The organism is Amycolatopsis coloradensis (assembly GCF_037997115.1).
GTDB lineage: Bacteria > Actinomycetota > Actinomycetes > Mycobacteriales > Pseudonocardiaceae > Amycolatopsis > Amycolatopsis coloradensis_A.
On record NZ_CP150484.1, the window covers coordinates 7920040 to 7941797 of the forward strand.

At 65.9% G+C, this 21758-nt stretch carries 23 protein-coding genes; 13 read left to right on the plus strand and 10 right to left on the minus strand.

Annotated features, from left to right (window positions below):
• Positions 1-117: 117 nt before the first annotated feature.
• A complete protein-coding gene (locus LCL61_RS36975) occupies positions 118-405 on the minus strand; it encodes a hypothetical protein (protein WP_340688772.1) in 288 nt (95 codons plus the stop codon).
• Positions 406-743: 338 nt separating this feature from the next.
• Between LCL61_RS36975 and LCL61_RS36980 the strand changes: the two genes are divergently transcribed.
• The 4 genes from LCL61_RS36980 to LCL61_RS36995 all read left to right on the plus strand — a co-directional run bounded on the left by LCL61_RS36980 (position 744) and on the right by LCL61_RS36995 (position 2893).
• Positions 744-1085, plus strand: coding sequence for a hypothetical protein (locus LCL61_RS36980; protein ID WP_340684027.1), 342 nt, complete (start codon positions 744-746; stop codon positions 1083-1085).
• 305 nt (positions 1086-1390) lie between these two features.
• Positions 1391-1738, plus strand: a complete 348-nt coding sequence (locus LCL61_RS36985) for a hypothetical protein (protein ID WP_340684028.1) — start codon at positions 1391-1393, stop codon at positions 1736-1738.
• Between the two features lie 313 nt (positions 1739-2051).
• Positions 2052-2402, plus strand: a complete 351-nt coding sequence (locus LCL61_RS36990) for a hypothetical protein (RefSeq protein WP_340684029.1) — start codon at positions 2052-2054, stop codon at positions 2400-2402.
• A gap of 224 nt (positions 2403-2626) precedes the next feature.
• On the plus strand, positions 2627-2893 hold the full coding sequence (locus LCL61_RS36995) for an ANTAR domain-containing protein (protein WP_340684030.1): 267 nt from the start codon (positions 2627-2629) through the stop codon (positions 2891-2893).
• A gap of 975 nt (positions 2894-3868) precedes the next feature.
• Here LCL61_RS36995 and LCL61_RS37000 read toward each other — a convergent pair.
• The 3 genes from LCL61_RS37000 to LCL61_RS37010 form a co-directional block, all read right to left on the minus strand.
• Positions 3869-4372, minus strand: coding sequence for a hypothetical protein (locus tag LCL61_RS37000; RefSeq protein WP_340684031.1), 504 nt, complete (start codon positions 4370-4372; stop codon positions 3869-3871).
• An 85-nt stretch (positions 4373-4457) separates the two neighbouring features.
• A complete protein-coding gene (locus tag LCL61_RS37005; protein ID WP_340684032.1) occupies positions 4458-4880 on the minus strand; it encodes a hypothetical protein in 423 nt (140 codons plus the stop codon).
• Positions 4881-5251: 371 nt separating this feature from the next.
• Entirely contained in the window at positions 5252-6142 is an 891-nt protein-coding gene (locus LCL61_RS37010) for an SDR family oxidoreductase (protein WP_340684033.1), read from the minus strand.
• Between the two features lie 52 nt (positions 6143-6194).
• Between LCL61_RS37010 and LCL61_RS37015 the strand changes: the two genes are divergently transcribed.
• The 3 genes from LCL61_RS37015 (at position 6195) to LCL61_RS37025 (ending at position 7951) form a co-directional block, all read left to right on the plus strand.
• Positions 6195-6788, plus strand: coding sequence for a TetR/AcrR family transcriptional regulator (locus tag LCL61_RS37015; protein WP_340684034.1), 594 nt, complete (start codon positions 6195-6197; stop codon positions 6786-6788).
• A gap of 228 nt (positions 6789-7016) precedes the next feature.
• Positions 7017-7256, plus strand: coding sequence for a transposase (locus tag LCL61_RS37020; protein WP_340684035.1), 240 nt, complete (start codon positions 7017-7019; stop codon positions 7254-7256).
• The gene (locus LCL61_RS37025; RefSeq protein ID WP_340684036.1) at positions 7253-7951 is read left to right on the plus strand and encodes an IS3 family transposase; all 699 of its coding nucleotides are present in this window, start codon (positions 7253-7255) and stop codon (positions 7949-7951) included. Before LCL61_RS37020 ends, LCL61_RS37025 begins: the two co-directional genes overlap by 4 nt.
• Here LCL61_RS37025 and LCL61_RS37030 read toward each other — a convergent pair.
• From LCL61_RS37030 to LCL61_RS37055, 6 genes are all read right to left on the minus strand, one after another.
• A complete protein-coding gene (locus LCL61_RS37030; protein WP_340684037.1) occupies positions 7945-8112 on the minus strand; it encodes a hypothetical protein in 168 nt (55 codons plus the stop codon). The two genes, LCL61_RS37025 and LCL61_RS37030, sit on opposite strands and share 7 nt — an antisense overlap.
• A gap of 68 nt (positions 8113-8180) precedes the next feature.
• A complete protein-coding gene (locus LCL61_RS37035) occupies positions 8181-9641 on the minus strand; it encodes an aromatic amino acid ammonia-lyase (RefSeq protein ID WP_340684038.1) in 1461 nt (486 codons plus the stop codon).
• Between the two features lie 338 nt (positions 9642-9979).
• Positions 9980-10972 carry an alcohol dehydrogenase catalytic domain-containing protein gene (locus LCL61_RS37040; protein WP_340688773.1) on the minus strand — a complete coding sequence of 331 codons (993 nt, stop codon included), beginning with the start codon at positions 10970-10972 and terminating at the stop codon, positions 9980-9982.
• Positions 10973-11389: 417 nt separating this feature from the next.
• Positions 11390-11686: a hypothetical protein gene (locus LCL61_RS37045; protein ID WP_340684039.1), complete on the minus strand. Its 297-nt coding sequence runs from the start codon at positions 11684-11686 to the stop codon at positions 11390-11392.
• Positions 11687-11909: 223 nt separating this feature from the next.
• Positions 11910-12980, minus strand: a complete 1071-nt coding sequence (locus LCL61_RS37050; RefSeq protein WP_340684040.1) for an aldo/keto reductase — start codon at positions 12978-12980, stop codon at positions 11910-11912.
• A 6-nt stretch (positions 12981-12986) separates the two neighbouring features.
• Positions 12987-15467 (minus strand): AMP-binding protein, encoded by a 2481-nt coding sequence (locus LCL61_RS37055; protein WP_340684041.1) that lies wholly within the window; start codon positions 15465-15467, stop codon positions 12987-12989.
• Between the two features lie 380 nt (positions 15468-15847).
• On the opposite strand from LCL61_RS37055, the gene LCL61_RS37060 reads away from it, so the two are divergent.
• The 6 genes from LCL61_RS37060 (at position 15848) to LCL61_RS37085 (ending at position 20426) form a co-directional block, all read left to right on the plus strand.
• A complete protein-coding gene (locus LCL61_RS37060) occupies positions 15848-16045 on the plus strand; it encodes a helix-turn-helix domain-containing protein (protein ID WP_340684042.1) in 198 nt (65 codons plus the stop codon).
• On the plus strand, positions 16042-16584 hold the full coding sequence (locus tag LCL61_RS37065; protein WP_340684043.1) for a GntR family transcriptional regulator: 543 nt from the start codon (positions 16042-16044) through the stop codon (positions 16582-16584). The genes LCL61_RS37060 and LCL61_RS37065 overlap by 4 nt, the downstream gene beginning before the upstream one ends.
• 335 nt (positions 16585-16919) lie before the next feature.
• Complete coding sequence (locus LCL61_RS37070) at positions 16920-17834, plus strand: aminotransferase class I/II-fold pyridoxal phosphate-dependent enzyme (protein ID WP_340684044.1); 915 nt, start codon at positions 16920-16922, stop codon at positions 17832-17834.
• Positions 17835-17849: 15 nt separating this feature from the next.
• Positions 17850-18758 carry a polysaccharide deacetylase gene (locus LCL61_RS37075; protein WP_340684045.1) on the plus strand — a complete coding sequence of 303 codons (909 nt, stop codon included), beginning with the start codon at positions 17850-17852 and terminating at the stop codon, positions 18756-18758.
• A 41-nt stretch (positions 18759-18799) separates the two neighbouring features.
• Entirely contained in the window at positions 18800-19417 is a 618-nt protein-coding gene (locus LCL61_RS37080; RefSeq protein ID WP_340684046.1) for a hypothetical protein, read from the plus strand.
• 40 nt (positions 19418-19457) lie between these two features.
• A complete protein-coding gene (locus LCL61_RS37085) occupies positions 19458-20426 on the plus strand; it encodes an LLM class F420-dependent oxidoreductase (RefSeq protein WP_340684047.1) in 969 nt (322 codons plus the stop codon).
• Positions 20427-21758: the final 1332 nt, after the last annotated feature.

Consider the following 21758-nt stretch of genomic DNA (forward strand, 5'->3'; position numbering starts at 1 on the left):
CACCTCGCTAATCTGGTTCGCGCAAGCGAAGGAAACCAGAAAGGAAACGGCTGCCCGGCGCGTATCGCACCAGGCAGCCGTTCGAGGGGAGATCAGACTGCCTCTGGGAAATCGTGCTCATTCACCCGGAGGACGTCGCCGCGGTTCCGCCGGCGGATACGTGTTGACGGGCGGGGTTTCCGCACCCGAGGCCGGATAGCCCGACATCGCACCCGATTTCGGACCTCGACGGGCGAGTCCACCGAGGCCGACCAGGCCGAGCAGACCCAGCAAGCCCCACAAACCGCTGTCGCCACTGGAATCATCCCCATCGTCGCGGGAGACTCCGTCACGGTCGGGAGCTTCCTGGGTCACCGTCGTCGTGGGGGTCGTCGCGTTCTGCGCAGACGCCACTCCCGGCAACATGACGAACGCCCATACCGCGCAAGAACTGATCGCCAGCCGTGTTTTCCGATTCACGTCGCGCCTTCTTTCGCTTCGCTGGTGGATGTTCGATCGGTTTCGGCGTACCCGCGACGATGCCGTTCACACGTCGCGTCACGGGAAAGTGTGGATTTCCTTTACAACACCCCGGTTTTCCCGGAGGAAGCCGGTTCACTATCATCGTCATCGGTTCAGCCAAGAGCCGCAGGAGTGCAGGCCGTGGCCCTTCGATCTGTCACTGGCTCTCCTCCTTTCCTCGTACTCGCGCCCGCGCACCCATCATCGACGCATGTGGTCCACGCCAGTGGACTGGGGGAAACTTGCCCGAACAAAACCTGATCGCGCCCTTGGGCGCCGCCTTCTCGACCCGGTTGATCTGCACGGCCGGTGATCGGCTGATCCATCCGGCCGACAACAACAATGAACTCGCTCGCATCGTGACGCGCTGGTCACGGGTCTGGGTTCCGGAAACCTGGGCCGCCAGGCAGTACTTCACCGCGCTCGGCATCGGTGACGACGAAAACCCGCGCTATACCGACGAACACGTCGTCGGCTGGCTGCTCATCCAGCCCCGGCCGGATTCGCTCGCCTGGCGGGTCCGGACGGGGGCGATCGACATCACGACCGCCCTCACCGCCGAAGCCGAGGCCTGGCCCGACTGACACCGACGGCAAGGAAGCCCTGTGCCACCGCGATAACGGCGGCACAGGGCGATTTGTCATGTCCGGTTTTCCTTGACACACAGACACTCCTGCTTCGAGTATCGACTGAAGTGCTTATCGGACAAGGGGGTCCCGCCTAACCCGATCGGGCCACACGATGCGCGGTCAGCGGGCCGCGGTACCCACACGATGGGTGGTCCCGCCTGGAAAGCGCCTCTGATCGTCAGTAGGTTTTCCCCACCGGACGGACGCACACCTTTCCTGCCGTCCGGTCCGACGTAATCGTCGAATCAAGGAGTTCACGAATGTTGAAGAAAATCGGTTTCGTCGCGGCCACGATGGCCGCCGGAGCGATCCTGAGCGGCGGCATCGCTTCCGCCGACACCCCGGACGACCACGACGGCTACGACCACAGCGGCCAGGTCGGTCTGGTCAACCTGAACAACATCGACGCGCTGCACAACGTCAACGGCACCCTCGGCCTGTGCGGCAACGACGTGAACGTGCTCGGCGTCCAGGTGCCGATCCGCGACTCGCTCAACGGCATCGGCGTGCCGATCCTGTCGCCGGGCTCGCACGAGGCCGAGGGAAACTCGCCGTACAACTGCGCCGCGGGTGCCATCACCGACGGTGGCACGGTGCAGGACAACTAGAAAGGTCTCCCTGCCCGGGACCGCCCGACGTGCACGGAAGACGGCCGGGTAGGGGTCCGGCGATCGCGTCGACGTCGTAGTGCGTGCCCGGAGCACGGAGAGAGGTCGCACTCCTGCTCCGTCTCCGGACACGCCGCGACGCACGGCGACGCCGGCACGGGTGGGGCCGGTCACCAAGCCCAGGGGAGGCCGGCCCCACCCGAGGTATGCGCACCATAACCGAGACCACCGGGCGCGGCCATCGCAGACCGCGACGTCCCGGACATCCCGCCCGCCGGCACCTGCCGGCGGGCTTCATTAGGAGTTTTCTTCAGTGATCAAGCAGCTCGGCTTCGTCGCCACCGCCCTCGCCGCCGGAATGGCGATCGCCGGCGGAACCGCCTTCGCGGCCGGCGTCACCGTCGCGGGCCACCCGGTCGACCACAACGGCCAGCTCGGGCTCGGCAACATCCAGAACGTCGACGCGGTCCACAACCTCAACGTCGTCGGCGGCGTCTGCGACAACAACGTCAACGTGCTCGGCGTCCAGGTTCCCGTCCGTGACGTCGCCGAAGGTATCGCCGTGCCCGTCCTCTCCCCCGGTGAGACGGAAGCCGAAGGCGCCACGCCGGACAACTGCGCCGCGGGTGTCATCCAAGACGGCGGGACCGTCCAGGAAAACTGAACCGCCTCTTGAAAACGAGCCGTCGCGCGGTCGCCCCACCGCGCGGCGGCTTTCCCCTGTGCTCGAAGATCCGCATCGCCACACGGCGACATCGACCCCCAGTCGTCGTGGACACCGACGCAACTCGATACGTGCTCCGCAAGAGCGGCGGTGCCGAACCGACCTGCCCCGGCTCGCTTGAGCGGCACACGAGCCGGCGAAGGCCCGGCGCGGATCCTGCGCCGGTGAAGGATCCCTCGGTCGAGCGGGACCAGCTGCGCCGGGCGCTGGAGACCCTGCCGGTGATCGAACAGGTCAAGGGAATGTTCATGTTGTCGCGCAGCTGGTCGGCCGAGCAGGCGTTCGCGGCGCTGAAGTCGATCTCCCAGCACACCAACGTCAAGCTGCACGACGTCGCGACGGTGATCGTCGCCCCGGGAAGCCACGTCGAGCCGTCCCTGCCCTGCCACTTGCCGCCAACGGCTCGTAACCGCTGGCGGAAACAACAATGAACTCCGGGCCCGCTGAAGTCTCCCACCGCAGCGGCTATGACGAGGAAGCAGAAGGCTGCTACGCCACCAACCGGCTCCGCAGAGCACTTCTCCTACGATGAGCACACCGGAGCAAACGGAGACATAACGGAGCCCAGTCACGATTCACGCCGAGGCGAAATTGCCGCCGAAAGGCCAACATCCCCGCAGGTCGGCAGCGATATCGATGTGTGGGCCGGGTCGGGCTCGAACCGACGGACAAGGGATTATGAGTCCCCTCCGCCGCCATGTCATCGAGTGTCGTGCGATGCCGGATTCTGACCATTCGTGCAGGTCAACGCGCACCTCTCGGCCCGTCCGAGTGTCGGGCTGCATCGGGGCATGTCGGGCCCTGCTTCGGCAACGGAGCCCAATCGGAGACGACGTGTCCGTCCATTCGGCAGCACCTTTTGCCGCCAGCAGGACCGCGCTTCCCTCCCGCTTACCGTGCCCTGCCACATACGGTCTGTTCAGCAACCGCGAACCTGGACCACACTCCGCTCACATGAGATCGCGGAAAGTGCGACCAGGCAGTAAACCGGGCCGGTTGCAATAGTTGTCGGCCCCGAAGGGCCGATCCCACAACCGCTACCCTGGCGATGACTCACGCCGCGTTCCCGACAGTGGAATTTCCTTCTGCCTGCGAACGTGTGGTGCCCCGGTCAATGAGTCCCGGGGCACCACACATGTAGCGAGATTTATCTTGGGCCTGGCTGTCTCCCGCCGACGTCTCGACCGTCTCTGATTCCGCCGAGGCCTGCGGGTGATCCGCCGCCGCCTGCCATCAGCGGCAGGGTCAGCGCGTCGGCCACGGCGTTGGCCGAGACGGTGAATCCTCTGCCGAGGGTTTCGGCTCCCGCTCGGACGACGTTCGCTCCGGTACGGACGGTTCGGCCGATGGCCTTGCCGGTGATCCGCGCACCCTGCGCGAAGTGCCAGACAGCCGGAGTGAAGCCTTTATTCAGCAACCAGCGGGCTCCCTGCTGCGGGGATGGTGACCTTCGTGCCGGTGGGCTGGTAGTGGTTGTCGTAGCCGGTGACCTCGTTGACGTAGGTCTTGCCGTCCTGATGGCGGATCGTCGCGTCGAGCTGGCCGTCCTGCTTGCCGTCGTAGATCCACTCGGCCCGTTTGACGGTGCCCTCGTGCAGGGCGGTTCGCCTGCCGTTGAGCCCGGGCATCAGGTTCGTCGCCGTCCCCGGCAAACCGAGGTCGTAGGGGCCGAGCGCGACGTTCGCCAGGTCCACGATCGCGAAGTTCTGCAGAAGGTCCGCTGCCTCCGCGATCGTGTCGGCCGCGGCGCGCAGCTTCTCCGGGTAGACGTGATAGCCCTGACCGGGGCCGGGGTCGAACGGATCCGGAAAGCTCCTGCGGCTGACGAGCGAGAGCGGCGTGCCGCGCGGACTCGCCACCTGTGCCGAGGCAGGCGGCGGAAGGCTGCACAGCAGCTCCTCTGCTGACATTGGCGCAGCTCGCCGACGCGACGTCGTGCGACCGCCCGCGTCACGTCCAGCAGACCCTGACCCCCGACGTCGGCTAACAGACGGATCACCACCATTTTGTCCATCGTGCTTCGGCGGGCACGACTCCTTGTTGGGTCTGATGTGTGCAAGGGTGCGGGATGGGGGGCCCGATGGCTCCGACGCGTGCCCAGAATGCGACTGTGATCGGGTCCTGTCCGATCGGGAGCGTCGTCCAGTCGTAGCGTGGCGCTCGAGCGGCCGCGGCGGCGACTAGTACTCGGCCGGCGCCGCGGCGCCGGTGCTTCTCCTCGACCTCGACGTGGACGAGGACCGCGCGGCGATCGATGCCGCACAAGGAGAAGCGGATTTCGCCGAAGACGGTATGTCCCAGGCGCAGTTGGATGGCGCCGATCCCGGCGGCCGTGGCAGGTCGCAGCAGCAGGAGGCGCAGTCCGTACTCGTCGGCCTGGTCTTCGGTGACGTGTCGCGCGGGGGCGGGGTCGATCATCGCCCAGGTGCCTGCTCGGCCGGGGAGGGCGTAGCAGGCTTCGCAGAGCCATTCCGGTGCCTGGTAGTCCTGGGACCAGCTCTACCGGACTCCGGCGATCGCGAGGTCGTGCCCCCAGGGGCATCGTGCCGGTGTCCCGGCGAGGGGGGCGGATCGGGATCTCCAGGGTGCCCTGTCGGGTCTCATCGCCGATGACATGTCGATCTTCGTTGATCTGGGTGTTCTCGGTTGTCTCACGCACGTGTCACCCATGATCAGTCTCAGATCCGTGTCATTCCCTCGTCTGATGTCCGGTCCAGCGGAAACCTGTGGGACGGTCGCGGCCCTGCGGATTCGGTTGATCAAATACTGACCCCGACCGAACTGGAGTTTCATGCCGTGGTGGTCTTCGGGTAGTGCGGACGGAGGCCGGCCACGAGGATGCGGTCGAGCATCCGGTCAGGTAGCACCCGCGACAAGCGCGTGATCAGGCCTGCGTCACGGCCGATGGTGTAGCGGGTGCGAGGCTTCCCGACGGTTACGGCCTTCGCGATCACACGGGCCGCGTCGGCGGCGGGCGTGCCACCTGGGGTGTGAGCGGCGGACTGCGCGTTAATCGCCTGGATCAGGCTTCCGTAGCGGTCACGCTGCTCCGGTGACATGGCAGCGGCCACCCGGTTCGTGGCGGCGACCACCCGGTCCGCCATCTCCGTGCGGACCGCTCCAGGCTCGACGACGACCACCCGCACGCCCAGCGGCGCCAGTTCCCGGCGCAGCGAGTCGCTGACCGCCTCGAGGGCGAACTTCGTGCCCGCATAGGGGCCGTAGGTGGCCATGGCGACCTTTCCGCCGACCGAGCTGATGTTGACCACCCGGCCCGAGTGGCGCAGCAGCGCGGGCAGCAGCGCCTGGGTGACCGCGATGTGACCAAAGAGGTTGACCTCGAACTGCCGGCGCCACTCGCTCAACGGCAGAGTCTCGACGGGGGCGTTGATTTGGATGGCGGCATTGTTCACCAGCGCCCGCAACGCACCTGACTTCGAGTCATCGTCGAAGCGGGAGGCCAGCCGCGCGATGTGGTCGGGCTGGGTGATGTCGAGGATGACCGGCTCGACGCCCGGGGCACGGAGCGCGTCGGCGTCACGATCGCGGCGGACGCCGGCGAGGACGTGGAATCCCCGGCGGGCCAGCTCGCGTGCGGACGCCGCGCCGATCCCGGTCGAGGCTCCGGTCACGACGACACAGCCCCGGGTTTCCGACGACATTTCAGATGACATTGTCATCTGACTGACTGTAGACATCTCAGATGACGGTGTCAACTGTATAGTGATCGGCATGGTCAGCCGTGTGGAATCCGCTGCCGCAACGCGACGCGCCCTGCTGGATGCGGCCGCCGATCTGCTGGACATCGGCGGTCCAGACGCGGTGACGTTGCGCGCGGTCGGGGCGCGTGCGGGGGTCACCCGCGGAGCGCCGTACCGGCACTTCCCCGACAAAGACAGCCTGCTGACCACCATCGCAGCCGAGGCCTTGGATCAGCTCGCGGATCAGGTGCAGGTCGTGCGGGCCGATCCGCGGGTGCCTCCGGCCGACACGCTGCAGCGCGCCCTGGACGCGCTGATGACGATCGGCCGCCGACAGCCGCACCTGTACCGGCTGATGTTCGCCTCTCCGGCCGGCGCCGCGGCCACGGTCCACGCAGCGGTCCAGGCGGCCGACCGCGCCATGGACGAGTTCCTCGCCATCGTCGGCGATCTGGTCGGCGCACAGCACGCCCGGCGATTTGCGGCGCTGCTGCTGACCAGCGCGCACGGGATCACGGACATGGAGGTCAACGGGCACCTGTCCGCGGACAAGTGGCACATTACGGCCGAGGAACTCGTCTCGACCCTGGTGTCCATGATCCACCGGCAGGCCCGCAACGGGTAGCCTTGCGGGGAGCGGCACCACACGCCCCCATCGGCACGCGAGCACCGCCAAGTGGGCGGGCTACTCGCCCGTCTCGTCGACGACTACGGCCTCGAACCGTTCGACACAGCCAGCCAACCTGGAGTTACCCCTTGGAACCGGACACCTTGATTCCAGACATGGGTCTGGAGGGAGGACGTCTTGGTGTCGCGTTCGTCGAGGTATCCGGAGTCGTTTCGGCGGGATGCGGTGGAACTGGTGGAGTCCAGTGATCGCCCGTTGCGTCAGATCGCCCGCGAGCTGGGTGTCAATCACGAGACCCTGCGGTCGTGGGTGAACAAGACCAAGGAGGAAGCGGCCGCGCCGGTGGAGGATCCCGCGGTCATCGATGAGGTGCAGCGGTTGCGGAAGCAGGTCGCTGAGCTGCAGAAAGAGAAGGAGATCCTGCGTAGAGCGGCCGCCTATTTTGCCAAAGAGACGGATCGATGATCTACCGCTACCGGTTCATCTCCGAGCATCGCGCCGAGTTCGGTGTGAAGCGGTTGTGCCAGGTCCTGGGCCTGCGTCGGCAGGGTTTTCACGAGTGGGTCGCGGGTGAGGTCGCCCGTGAGGCCACGGCGGCGCGGGAGCGGGAGCTGGTGGCGGTGATCGCCTCGATCCATGCCGAGCACCGGCGCGCCTACCGTGTCCCGCGGATCACCGCCGAGCTGCGCCGGCGCGGGCGGGTGGTGAACCACAAGCGGGTGGAGCGGTTGATGCGCGAGCAGGGCCTGGCCGGGATCACCCGTCGGAAACGCCGGAGCCTGACCACGCCCGCCGCCGCCCCGGTGACCCCGGTGGCGGATGTGATCCGCCGTGATTTCACCGCCGAGCGCCCGGGTCACCGGTTCGTCGGGGACATCACCTACCTGCCCGTGAGCTGCGGATCTCCGCGACGACCATGCTCGAGCGGCATCGCCGCAAGGTCCGGTGACCGCCATGAGCCACCTCAACGGAGCAACATCGTCCGGCCCGTGGCGCGAACCTGCTCTTGCCGTGCAGTGCGGCTGCACCGCCCTCGTCACCGCCTACGCCTCCTACCGCCACGGACGAGACTTCGCCTCCACTTCGGCGCCGACCACACCACCGCCGCCATCTGGCCACTCATCGTCGACGGCTTCCTCTCTGCTGCACTACCTCAGTAGGCCAGCAGAGAGGAACGCGTCGCCACGCCACTGGTCACAGCGTCGCTGACCCCCGCTTCGAAGTACCGCGCGGCGTTCCTCTTCCAGTCGTCTTGATCGTCCGCCAGCCAATGTTCGAGGTCCAACTGACCGAACGAGTCGGCGATCAGCTCCCCGATCACGGGGCATCATCTTCTATAGCGGTTACGATCTTCGCGGTCGATCTCCTTGCTATCAGAAAAGCCCAGTTTCAGTCATTGTCCAGTTGGGAGGCCACGACATCGTCGAGTACGTCGGCGGCCCGTCGTACGTCCTCGTGGAGAGGCCGGTCCGGTTCGATGGGGGCGATCGCGTCCATCAGCCTCTCCATCACGTCCGCACAGGCAGGAGCGGTGGGCCTGCGCGCACCGACGTGAATCGCCTGGCGCAGGGCGACGGCCAAGGACCCGTGCAGAAGCCGCAGCGAACGAACCTGATCGAACGCGTTCAACGCGGCCTGCGTTCCGAAGGGGACGATGTCCTGATTGTGCAGGTTGGTAGGCAGACTCTGCAGCGACGCGGGGACGGCAGAACGGCGCATGTCGGCGATGATCGCGGTCGCGGCGATCTGGACTCCCTGCACTCCGTGCTGTCGCCCGGGTTCGGTGGCAAGTACGGGCGGCAGACCGCCGTTGCGGTGGGGATCGACGAGGAGATCGAGCTGCCGCTCGGCAAGGTTGCCCGTCTGTACGACGGCAGTGGTCATCGTATCTGCGGCAAAGGCGACAGGCTGGCCGAAGAAGTTGCCGCCGTGCACGACGAGGTTATCTTCCGGGAAGAACAACGGGTTGTCGCTGATGCCGTTCAAATCACGCAGGATGACATCTCGCGCTTGGCCGAGGCTTGCCCTCACCGCGCCGAGGAGCTGGGGAACGCAACGGATGGTGTAGGGCTCTTGCAGTGGCCGGTCCCCAGTGGGCCGGGTACCTCGCAGACGGGCGCGGAGATCAGCGGCCTCGGCGATCGCTTCGGGATGTCCGAAAGCCTCAAGGAGGTGGTGATCGCAGAAGTCGGTACCGCATCCGAGTTGATCGGCGAGCATGGCGGACAAAAGTCCGGCGATCCGGTGTGACCGGATGAACTGCGCCATCGCCAGCCCTGCAGCGGCTGCGGTCAGCGAGACGCCGTTCACCAGGCCCAGTGCGTCCCGCCCGTCGAGGTCGAGAGGTCGCAGCCCACAGGACGCGAGTGCGTCACCGGCGTCTTGCCGCACTCCATCGGCGTACGCGTGACCACGACCTTTCAAAGCCTGTGTCAAGTGTGCGAGCGGGACCAGATCACCACTGGCACCGACCGAGCCGAGCCGGGGTACGGCTGGAGCGAAGGTTGTCTTCAGCATTTCCGCCAGCGCGTCGAGCACCGAGACCGAAACCCCCGACCGTCCTCGCGCCAGCGAGGAAAGCCGGGCGAGCGTTGCCGCGCGGACGATGGACGTCGGCAGATCGGGCCCCTGCCCCGCGGTGAGGTGGGAGAGCAGGTTCTCACACTGATCGGTGTCCTCGTCTCGCCCGGAAAAGCCCACCAGGGGACCGAACCCTGTCGTCGCGCCATAGATAGGACGGCCTTCGGCGAGGCATCGCATCACGAATTCCCGACCTTCCGCGACCCGGTTCCGGGTGGCGGGGCCGAGGACGACTTCAACGGGGCCCGCGGCGGCTTCGAGATCGGCCAACGTACGTGCTTCGGCGACCGAGATGACAGGAATGCAAGTCTGCTCTTGAATGAGCCCCACAGTAGGCACTTCCTTTCGATTCCGGCTGGGAAATCACCGACCGACGTCCAGCCGCGGCCCGATACGGGCGACAGACCCTCGCTGCCGAATTGGCGATACGCGCCTGACATCTTTCGCAGGATCGGAGTGGTGAACGGTCTTGATCTTAAGTCCGCCGTGGAACCGCCTCAATCGCGATTCCACGGGACGGAACGACGGCGGAAAGCAAGGAAGCCAGCCACTCACGATGACACGGTGAACGCTCTCCACCTCGTCACGCCACGGCGCGTTCGTCACGCTCACAATGTGATCAGCACCTTGGTCGCATTACGGTCCACCATTGCCTGGTAGCCGTGGCCGACATCGGCGAGTTTAAGAGTCCGGTCGAAAACCGCGCTCGGATCCAGCTTGCCGGCGATGACTTCGCCGAGTAATGCCGGGAGATAGGCGCGGACGGGCACTGGACCGCTTCTGACGGTTATGTTCCGCAAAGAGCAGGCCGTCGAATCCAGAATGCCGTGCGGCCCTCCGACCACACTGACGACGCCGCCGTCGACGCAGATGGCCAACGCGGTGTCCAGCGCGTCCTGCTCACCGACGGCTTCCACCACCAGACCGGCCCCGGCGCCCCCGGTCGCATCGATCACCTGCGCCCGGCTCTCGGCGCCTCTCAAGCTCACGAGATCAGTAGCGCCGAACTTCTGCCCGATCCGCAGCCGGTCTTCGTGGTGTCCCAGCAGGAAGATCCGCTCGATGCCCAGGCGGCTCGCCGCGAGGACGGCGCACAAACCCACCTGGCCGTCGCCGACGACGGCCATCGTTTCGGGTGCGGGCCTTCCACCGGTGTGCACGGCATGCTGGCCGGTCGCCATCACATCCGCGAGAGTCAGCACAGCCGGAATCCGCTCGTCGTACTCGTCGAACGGCACAGGCACCAAAGTGCCGTCGGCGAACGGCACACGCACGCCCTCCGCCTGCGCGCCGCCCGCCGCTACACCGAACATCCCGCCGCGAGCGCAGGAGCTCTGTGCTCCGTGAACACAGCGGTGACATTCACCGTCCGAAAACATGAACGGTGCCACCACCAGCTCTCCCGGACGTATCGACCGGACCGACGAGCCCACATTGGCCACCACACCGATGAACTCGTGTCCGCAACGTGGCCCCCGTACCGGGCCGGGCCTGCCGAGATATCCGCGAAGATCGGTGCCGCAGATCCCGGAAGCCACTACACGCACGACGGCGTCCGTCGGCTGCTCGATCTTGGGATCGGGTACTTGATCCACGGTCACCCGGCCGGGTCCACGCAATACCGCTGCCCTCATGCTCTTGCCTCCTGAGCCTCCGTTGAATCCTCATGGGCGAGGATTGATGCCGTCGACGACGAGCAGACCGGCTGGTCATCGCAAGTTGCCGCTCCGGCGAACGCGCAACTGGAGGACGGTTTTCGGTTTACGGGTCGATCGAAGTCATGGGGGTATGAAGCCGCCTCTTCGACACCCCGCGGGCCCGCAGGTGATCGACTTTCGCGAAGAAGCTGACACTCGGAGTGATACCAGGAATATAGGAAACCCTGTGGCCGGGGTATCGGCAGGTTCCACGCTGTGAAACCCGCGTTTGTCTTGTTACCAGGCAGGGGCACGAATTCGCCCTCCGCATGATCGAAGTGAAGGACTCCTCCACTACCTTCAGGGTAGGCAAGGAGGCCTTCACAGACTCGGCGAGCGCGATGCCCAGCACCCCACATGCGCCTTACCCTTCGAGAACTGAGGTTGGGTGAGTATCCGGGTGGCTGTAGCGGTTTTGCCAGCGGAGGCCCGGCCAAGCGTGAACGGCAGCCCCACCGTGGCGGTCTTACACGCGGCGGTGCGCATCTGTTCACGGGTGGCCGAGCCGAACTTACGAGGTCGGCCGTCACTCCATTTCATTAGGGGCAGCCCCGCGAACCAGGATTCGTTGAACGCGTGGATCACCTTCCGCACATAGCCGCCGGTCGCCACGAACATCACCGCGATCGCACCTGCGGACCGGCCTGTCCGATCCCGGCCAACTTCGTTTTCTTCACCAGCCGATGCGCTTCCTCCCGCTCCAACGGCCGCACGAATATCTCAGGGCCAAGGCCATCACCAACCCGGATGTCCACAAGGCACGGTTGCCACGTCGACGTTCCTTGATGAGGCACCAAGGGTGTTGCGGCCGATTCCGCGAAGCGTGGGGATGCAGCGTCCGTTAGAACCGTTGTTCTGCCCCGCTTCGAGCCGCACGCCAGGCCATATCGGACTCAGGACGGGGTGCCGGCACCACTTCTCCCGTGCGCGACCGGTTGATGCCCGTGGCGAGGCGTGGGGTGTAGTGCTTTATGAGATCGACCTGTTCCGCAGGAGTCAGCTGGAGGCCCAGGGCGGCGATGGCGTCGGCGAGGTGGTGTGGCTTGGTCACTCCCAGGATCGGCGCGGTGATGCCGGGCTGACCCGCCACCCACGCCAAAGCCACTTGGGCACGGGTGACCCCGCGGGACTTCGCGATCGTGGCGACCGCATCGATGATCGCTTCATCGGCCGTCGCCGTAGCGTCGTAGAGGCGACGGGCCGACTCGTCGACACGGCTGCGCGTGGTCTCGGCGTCAGCGGCCCGCGTGAGCCGTCCTCGGGCAAGCGGGCTCCAGGGGATGACACCGACCCCCTGATAGCGGCAGAAGGGCAACATCTCCCGTTCCTCCTCGCGCTGCAGAAGATTGTACTGGTTCTGCATCGACACGAACCTCGTCCAGCCGTGGAGGTCCGCCGCGTGCTGCATCTCGGCAAACTGCCACGCAGACATGGAACAGGCGCCGATGTAGCGCACCTTGCCGGCGCGCACCACGTCGTGCAGCGCGGACATCGTTTCCTCTACAGTGACGTCGGGGTCGAACCGGTGCACCTGGTAGAGGTCGATATAGTCGGTGCCGAGGCGACGCAGGCTCTCGTCGAGCTGGGTCAGGATCGCGCTACGGGAAAGACCGCCGCCCTTGGGGCCCTGCGTCATGTTGCCGAACACCTTGGTCGCGATGACCACGTCGTCGCGCCGGGCGAACTCACGCACCAGCTCGCCGGTGATCTCCTCGCTGGCGCCGTGCGAGTACACGTTCGCGGTGTCGAATGTCGTGATGCCGGACTCCACGGCCTGCCGGAACAACGGCCGCGCATCGTCGATCCCCAAGGCCCACCGGTGGGTTCCGCCGCCGGGGTCGCCGAAACCCATGCAGCCCAGCACAATTCCCGACACGGTGAGACCGCTCTTACCCATCCGTACATGCCGCATCGTGCATCACCTCCCCGGAAGTTCGCTCAGCCAAGCCGCCACAACATGTCCGGCGGCGGGCAGCATGGTCAAGTGGTTGCCGGACGCCGTGGCCGCCTCGCAGGGAAGCTCCCAGATCGCGCCCCCCACCTCGGCTCCGACATGCAGCACCGGAACGTCGAGCGGGCAGGGCGTCCATTTGTCGAGCAGGCGCAGGTACGCGCCCGTGGCGGTGAGTCGGGTCAGACCCACCTCGTCGATACCGAGCGTCTCCTCCCGTTCCACCGAGCCGGCGAGGGCCGCGGGAGCCTTGTCGCGAACGTGATCCGGTGACGGCCACGACGAGTCGAGCAGCACCACACCGCGCAGACCGCCGGAGGGTTCGTTCGCTAACCGCTCGGCGAGGAGGTGTGCGATCCAGCCGCCGGATGAGTAGCCGCACAGCACATAGGGTCGTTCCCCCACCAATGAGTTCAGTGCGGCGATGTGCGCAGCTGCCAGGGCTTCCGCGTCCGCGGGGAGTGACTGCCCCTCCGCGAAACCGGGGTGGGCGACGCCATGCACGTCCGCGAGGCCGGCGAAAGCTTGAGCGAACTCGGTGAATTTCGTCGGGGTGGTCATGGGCAGCATCGACGAGAAGCACACGACCGCGACGGGACCCGGCCCGCTCGCGAGCGAAACCACCTCGCCCGCAACCGGATCGCTTGCTGTGAACACCTGTCGCGACAGTGACGCGGCACGGATCATGTCCGCGGCGGCGGCCGGTTTCTTCTTGCACAGCAGGCGGTATAGCTGTTCGAACCCGGTGGGCAGGGTGTTCGCCGCTTCCGCCGTTAGATGCCGCGCCAACGCTGCCGGGGTCGGATAGTCGAACACGATGCCGCTAGACAGGCGAAGGCCGGTCTCGGAGGCGAGCTCGTTGCGGAACCGCACGGACGATGCGGAGTCGAAACCGTAATCGCGAAACGTCCTGTCCGGGTCGATGAGCTCGGCATCGTCGAGAATGCGCGACGCGCACTCGCGCACGACCCGGAGCAGATCTACCGCAGCCGCGCCCTGTCCACGAGTAGCGGTGCGCGAGGCCAGCAGCTCCACGAGCTTGCCGCGGCGGATCTTGCCAGACGGCGTCAACGGAATCGCGTCGACTTTGACCAGTTCCAGCGGCAGCTTGTGCTCCGCTACACCGGTATCCCTCAGGATCGTCACAGCGTCGTCGAGCGTAAGACGTGGGTCGTCGGTGATGAGGCACGGGTATTCGCCGAGCCGATCGTCGGGCACGCCCACAACCGCGATACGTCCGCAATGCGCCAAGAGATCCTCGATCTCGCGGGTGACGACCTTACGGCCGCCGACGTTGATCAGGTCGCCGGTCCTGCCCAGGTGCACGACCCGCCCGTCGTCGTCGAGCCGGGCGAGGTCGCCGGTGCGGAGCCAGCCGTCGTCGGTGAAGGACGCTCGGGTCAGGTCCGGATCCCCCAAATAGCCGAGGAACATCGTGGCGCTACGGAACTGCAGTTCGCCGTCCTGCTCGCGGACCTGGGCGCCGGCAAGAGGATGGCCCACGGTGGACGACGCGGCCTCGTCGGGGTCGTCCGGCCGGGTGGACGTACCGGCCCCTATCTCGGACATCCCCCAAGTCACCAGCACGGGAGCGTCCACCGTCGCGCGGACGTCGCGGACCAGACGAGCAGGCACTGGTGCCCCGGAGGTCCGGACGGTGCGCAGCGCAGGCAGTGTCCGCCCGCCGAGACGAGACAGCAGGTCGTGCAACTGGGCGGGCACAGCGCAGAGGACGGTGACCTCGGCGTTGTCCGCCAGTGCCAAGAAGTCGTCGGCGTCCCAGCTCGGCAGCAGGGCGAGGACCGCCCCGCCGAGCAGGCTCTGGTGGACTGAGTGCAGGCCGAACAGATGGGAGAACGGGCTTGCGCTGACCACTACGTCGTCGCGGGTCAACGGACTACTCGAGATCAGTTCGGAAGCGTTGGAAAGCAACCCGTCGTGGCTGTGGAGGCAGATCTTCGGCCGGACCGACGTGGTGCCCGACGACGGCAGCGCCACGAACGGCATGGATGGTGAGACCTCGACGGGAAGGGGCACACCGCCCGCACCCTCGGCATGAATTCGCTTCCATTCGTCCCGGTCGACGACCGCCACCGGCTGCCCGAGCGCGATGAGAGCATCGAGGTCGGCCTGTCCGTGGGCGAGGTGCAAGGGGAGCAGGACGGCACCCAGCTGTGCAACAGCTACGTGCAGGGTGAGGAACTCCCAGCTGTTGGACAGCCGTGCCGCGACCAGGTCGCCGGGCTTGACCCCGCGATCCTGAAGCCCTTTCGCGACGGCGTCCGCGTCGGACTGCCACTGCGCCCAAGTCCACGAACGGTCGCCATCGGTCACGGCGACCGAAAACGGGCTCGGGGTAGACGCCGCGGCGAACAATGCCGGGAAGGTGAGCCCCAAAGGCTTTCCGACGGAAGGCATCGATGCTCGGGCAACTGCGGTGGTGTTCATCGTCCACTCCGTTCGAGCGTGCGCTCGTGAGCGCCAGAGTTTCCCAGGTGGGGTTCGCAGAGCGGTCACCACACGTGGACGTCGTGGTTCTCGCCCAGGCCTCCCTGCGCGAGTGGCTACGCCTCCGAGAGGTGTTTCCTCTGCGGGCAAGCCCGCAGTGACGCCAAACGAAGGTTTGCTGTTTCGTTTAGCCGCGCGCTACTTCGCGCGCCTCGATGTGCCCGAAGGACTCCACGAGTGTGTACTTTTACGCAGCAGCAACCACCGGCCAGTTGCCTGCGGCCTCGGTGCGGATCGCGGCGACCAGCGCGACGTCGATCGGATCGGCCGGATGACCTGAGCCCCTGCTCCGACGTAAGCGTGCTAGTTGAGGCTATGTCATGACCTCCGGATACCAGCCACCGGTCCGGCGATCGACCGAGAAGCGCGAACGGGTGCGTCGCCATGTCGTGCGGCTCATCGACGACATGGCTCCCGGCTTGGCCAAGGCCTCTGAGCGAGACCTGGCAGCCGAACTGGGTTTGTCCCGCTCCACTGTCCGCGCGACGATCGAGGAGCTGGTCGCGGAGGGTTTGTGACGCGCCAGCACGGCCGCGGCACGTTCACCAGCTCGCGTCAGGCCGCGTCCGACGCAACGGCCGGCCCACCGGATGCGGCCAAGGAGTTCGACGAAACCAGGTGGTCGAGCAGGCTCCTCGCGTTCAAGCGCCCCTTCGTGACGCCGTCGCGGGCCGGGCGGCTGGAGTTGCGGACCGGCGCACCCGTGCTGAACGTCGTCAGGGTTCTCGAAGAAGCGGGCGAACCGATCGCGATCGAACACCTCGCACTGCCAGAGGACCTGGCACCAGGCCTCATCCCGGCAGATCTGGTGACCCGCGATCTCTGCCTGCTTCCGCGGGAGCGGTTCGGGATCGTGGCGCAGCTCGCGGGAGAAACACTTGAACCGGGAGACGCCAATGTGGAGCATGCCAAGCTGCTGGGTGTCGACGTTCACGCACCCGTCCTGTGCGCCGAGCGGCTGACGCGCGACACCCGCGGCCGCGTAGTCGCGCTGAGCGAAACGGTGTATCGCGGCGATCGGCACCCGGCCAAGTCGACGCTGAGCTCCGGCGGCTGAAGGCCACTTGCCTGCAAGGCAGTGACCGGGAGACTTTCGGGCACGATGGATGGATGGACCGACGGCGCATCCTCATTTGCTCCGCTGGTTTCACTAGCGTTCAGCTCGGTAACCGAATTCGGCTCCTGCCCCATAGGCGGACAGGCTGCTGGACCCGATTCCACGTTTCCCCGAGGCACAGCGGACCGCCGATCTAGGCAGGTAACGGGATGAAAAAACTTTTGACCGAAGCCATACACAGGCAGGGCGGGGATCTCAGGGGTTTTGCCGGTGAGGACTACTTGGACTTGGGCACCTGCGTGAATCTTTACGGCCCGCCGCCCGCGGTTCGGGATATGCTGCAGGAGTTCGACGCCGAGCGGCTTCGCCCGCATCCTTACGAAGCCGATTCGTTGTTTCGCGCCGGCTACGCCGAGCACCTCGCGGTGGATCCCGAACATCTGGTCTCCGGCAGGGGGATCACGGAGTTCATCCGCCTATTGACGCGAATCCTGCCAAGGGATCGGATCGCCGTGGTGACACCGGACTACACCGACAGCATCCGCTGTGTCGCGAACCATTTGCCTCCGGAGCAGGACGAGGTCGACACTGTCGAAACGAGACTGAGCCGGATAGCCGAGGGAATGGCTCGCTACGACTTCGTCGTCGTGTCCAATCCGAATAATCCACTCGGGTTGCACATCCCGGTGGCGGATCTGTCCGAGGTCTGCCGGGCGAACCCTGGGTCCACGCTGATCGTCGATGAAGCATACGTGGATTTCCTCGACGGCAGCCGACGATCGATGATGTCGACCGGACTGTCCAATGTGGTGGTACTGTCCTCGCCGAACAAGGCGTTCGGCATCGCGGGCGTCCGTGCCGGAGCGATGTGGACGCTGGACGAGCGGCTCCGGAAGATGATCTCCGGCGAACGACTGAACTGGCCTTTGTCCTTTTTGGACTCCGCAGTGGCGATCGCCGCGTTACGTGAATCGTCGTGGGTCGAGCGGACCAGAGCCCGGCTGCTGGCCAACGCCGAGGTCATGGAAGGCATGCTGGATCGCCGGTTCGGCGGGGTGGTCAAGGGCGTGCCGGTGCACTACCGGTTTGTCGCCTGCGAAAACCCGCAGCGGAACTACGAAGAACTCATGCGAGCCGGGGTGGTCGTTCGTGTATTCGGCACCGGACAACCCGGAAGGCTCCCGGGCCTGCGCATCACCGCCCCTACCGATGAAGACCTGCCGAAGCTGACACAGGCCTTGGCCGGCTGAGCTGAAAGGTTCCGAATGTCGCAGTTGGACGAAAAGTTCCCCTGGGAGTGGCCGGAGTCGCAATGGCGGCGCATCGTGGACGAAGTCGGCGCAGGAGAAGGCCTCCCCGCGAAGAACTGGCCTCAGGGTTTCACCGTGGCTGTGGCGATCTCGGTCGACGTCGACAACGAGACGCTTCCTCTTTCCCGGGGAGTGACCAATCCGGGAGTGCTTTCTCAGGGCCAGTACGGCGCCCGGGTCGGACTGCCGCGGGTGCTGGAAGCGCTTCGACGGCATTCCGTTCCCGCCACGTTCTTCTATCCCGTCGTCTCCACCAAGCTGGATCCCGCCGGTGTCGCCGCCGTGCAAGCGGACGGACACGAAATCGGATTGCACGGCTGGATCCACGAGCGATGCGGGGAGCTGACCGCCCAGCAGGAACGGGAGCTGGCCCTGCGCAGCGCGGAGGCGCTGGAGAAGGCCGTCGGAATCCGTCCGGTCGGCTTGCGAACCCCGTACTGGGACTTCACCACGCAGACGCTGCCGCTCATCCGCGAGCTGGGCCTCGCGTACGACTCCTCCCTGATGGCCGACGAACAGCCGTATGAGCTCACGCATCGGGAAGAACCCACCGGGGTTACCGAGGTGCCGGTGTCCTGGGTCCGGGATGACGCACCGTACTTCCCCGATGACGCCTTGACCAAGCAGGCGTTACCGCCGCGGGAAGTGTTGCGGATCTGGCAGGACGAGTTCGATGCCGCCTATGCCGAGGGCGGTCTGTTCAACCTCGCCCTGCACCCACACGTCATCGGGCACCGATCACGGATCAAGATCCTGCGTGAATTGCTGGAGTATGTCGCCTCCCGCCCCGGCGTGTGGTTCGCCACCCACGCCGATGTCGCGCAGCACGCGGCGGAACGACGTACGTGCAGCCCGAAACGTTGACCGTCCCGAATCTTGTTCCGTACCCGAGAGGAGTTTCACTCATGCCGGACATCACACCCGTCCGTGAAGACCAGACCAAACAGTTGGTCGAGGTCTACTCTCGTGCCTTCTTCGACGATCCGGTCTTCACCTGGATCTTCCCCGACGTCGAGCGCCGCGCCGAGGCACACCGGCGGTTCTTCACCGTGATCGTCGAATCCACGTTCGCCAGCGGTGGTCGCGCCCTGCAAATCGATGACTTCAGCGCGACGTCGTTGTTCTACCCGCCTTCCATCCTGCCCGACGGGCCGGACAAAGCCGAACTCATCGCCCGATTGGAGGACGACCTGGAAGATCAGGCAGAGCGCGCTGTGGCGTTCATGTACCTGTTGAACGACAACCATCCGCATGATGTTCCACCCCACCTTTATGGCACCTTCCTCTCCACCGTCCCCGGCAGTCAGGGCAAGGGGCTCGGTACCAAGCTCAAACTGGCCCAGTTCGCACTGGCAGACAGTGAGGACGCCGGGGTATACGGCGAAGCCAGCTGCCTGCGCAACCTCCGTCTGTACGAGCGCTTGGGGCAGGTTCGCCTGGGCGAGGCGATCACTCTGGAAGGCGGGCCTTCGCTCTATCCGATCTGGCGGCCCCCGGCGAGCGAGCGCTCCGACAGCGCCTGAACTGTCAGCACCTCGCGCAGTCGGGCAGAGAGGAAGGGACATGGAACGCTGGGGCATCACCATCCCCGTGCCGGGCGTGCCACTCGGGCAGCACAAGAGAATTGTCGAGGAACTACACGACTGGGGATACACCGACGTCTGGTCGTCGGAAAAGGCCGGTACCGACGCCTTCACTCCACTGGTGCTGGCATCGCAGTGGACGGATCGACTGCGACTCGGCACCGCTGTCGCACCCGTCTACACCCGCGGTCCCGCACTCCTCGCGATGCACGCGACGGCCCTCGCGGACCTGGCGCCGGGACGTTTCGTGCTGGGAATCGGTGCTTCATCGCAGGTGATCGTGCAGAAGTGGAACGCTGCCGAGTTCACGGCACCTTTCCAGCGTGTCCGGGACACCCTGCGATTCTTGCGCCCAGCGCTGGCCGGCGAGAAGGTCCACGGAGTCTACACAACCTTCTCCATCAAAGATTTCCGCTTGGACAAGCCTGCCGACCCGCCGCCTCCGGTCCACCTCGCCGCGTTGCGACCGGAAATGCTGCGCTTGGCCGCGAAGGAGGCCGACGGCGCTATCACCAACTGGTTCGCGCCCTATGACCTGCCTCAGATCCGCAAAGAAGCCGGCCCGGATATCGAGCTGGCCGGCCGGATCTTCGTTTGTCCCACCGAGGACGAGGTACTGGCCCGCAGGCTCGGCCGCAGGCTCATCGCCGGTTATCTGACGGTGCCGGTGTACGCCGCGTTTCACGAGTGGCTCGGCCGAGGTGAACTGCTCAAGCCGATGTTGGATGCCTGGGCGACCGGTGATCGGCGCCGGGCCCTCGAGCTGATCCCGGACGTGCTCGTCGACGACCTGATCGTCCACGGCAGCCCGGAATTCTGCCGCGAGCGCATCCAGTCCTATTCCGACAACGGGCTTACCACGCCGATCATCGCGTTGATCTCCACGGAGGGTGATCCCCTGGAGCAGGTGAGAAGTTTGGGATCGGCACGCCTGCGCTCTGGTACCTGACACTCGGAAGCCCGCGTTGCCGCAGATGCTCGACTTGTCCAGGTTTTGCACATTCATGCTCGACTCACAGACGCAACGCTAAATTCTCACAGGGCGTCGCCGGTGAAGATTGCTCCGTTGAAGACAGCGGTTCGAATAAGCGCCGGTCTAGTTGAAGTCGATGAGTTGCGCACCACCTCGCACAGGACCGAGATGCTTGGTGAGCAAGCGTTGTGCGATGAATCGGACTCCGCGTTCCTGCGCCCTCGCACGGCAATCTCGCTTTGCTCGACGCTGACGCGGTCCTCACGATCGTCTCGACTGGGCGATCCTACGGCGTGCACAGATTCGCCAGGCGCCACCGGTGTGCGATGGTCATGGTTCCGCTCATATCCGCCACGTCGACCCGAACGCCGTGCCGCGGCCACCGCTCGACGAGACGAAGCATGCCCAACCAATCCAGACCCCAGTTCGCGAGGTTCGTGTCGTAGGCGATCTCAGAAGGGCTGCACTGCTTCACCTTCGGATCCACCGGCCGTCGAGACGTCCGCCGAAGCCTTTCGGACGCAACCGGGGGCGCACCTCCAACCCGCGATGTCGGGCGGGTTCGATCACAGCGGGAAAGCTCACGCGGTACAGCCTGGCACCGACGGTGGGCAAGAACTTGATCCAGTACTCGCCGGGCGAAGTCGATTCCCGCGGGCGAGTCCGGGCTGATGGAGAGTTCCGTCATCGTGGCTCTTCTTCCCCTTATACAGCCGAATTCGAAGCATTCGGCCGCGCCCGGCCATCGCCCGGACCACCTGTCGTTCGGACACCGGCAGCCGCTGTCACGACTTGTGCGCTGCAATCCGGTCCGCAGGCAGCGAGCCACCGGGCAGCGCTCGTGGTGCACGCGGCCAATCTCGACGTGGCAACGCGGGCAAGAAGGCTCCAACCACAACCAGTTCGAGACTCCGCCGCATCGTCCTCGCTGGCGGGTGGGGTGGTCATGCCGACCTCGCGGCCAGATCGTGCTGACTTTCGAAGGACACGGCGACTGTCATGGAGGCCTGGGGTGGCAGGGCAAGCGACGCGAACGCTCGCTGAACATTGTGAGCAGTGGTCCGCCGACTCCGGAAGTGACGCCCACGGGGACGACACATCGAGTCCACGACGAAGACAATCACCCACGGCTGCCACTGGCAGCCCAACTCTCACACCAATTTTCCTGGAGCAGTCCTGGAGCACACCATCGGTTACAACAGCGCCCAACGACACCGGGCATCATCGAACTGAGCACAAGTGCGCCAGCCAACCAGCGAGTTCTCGAAAACGGCAGGTCAGCTGCCCGCACGAACCAGACTGGCAGTG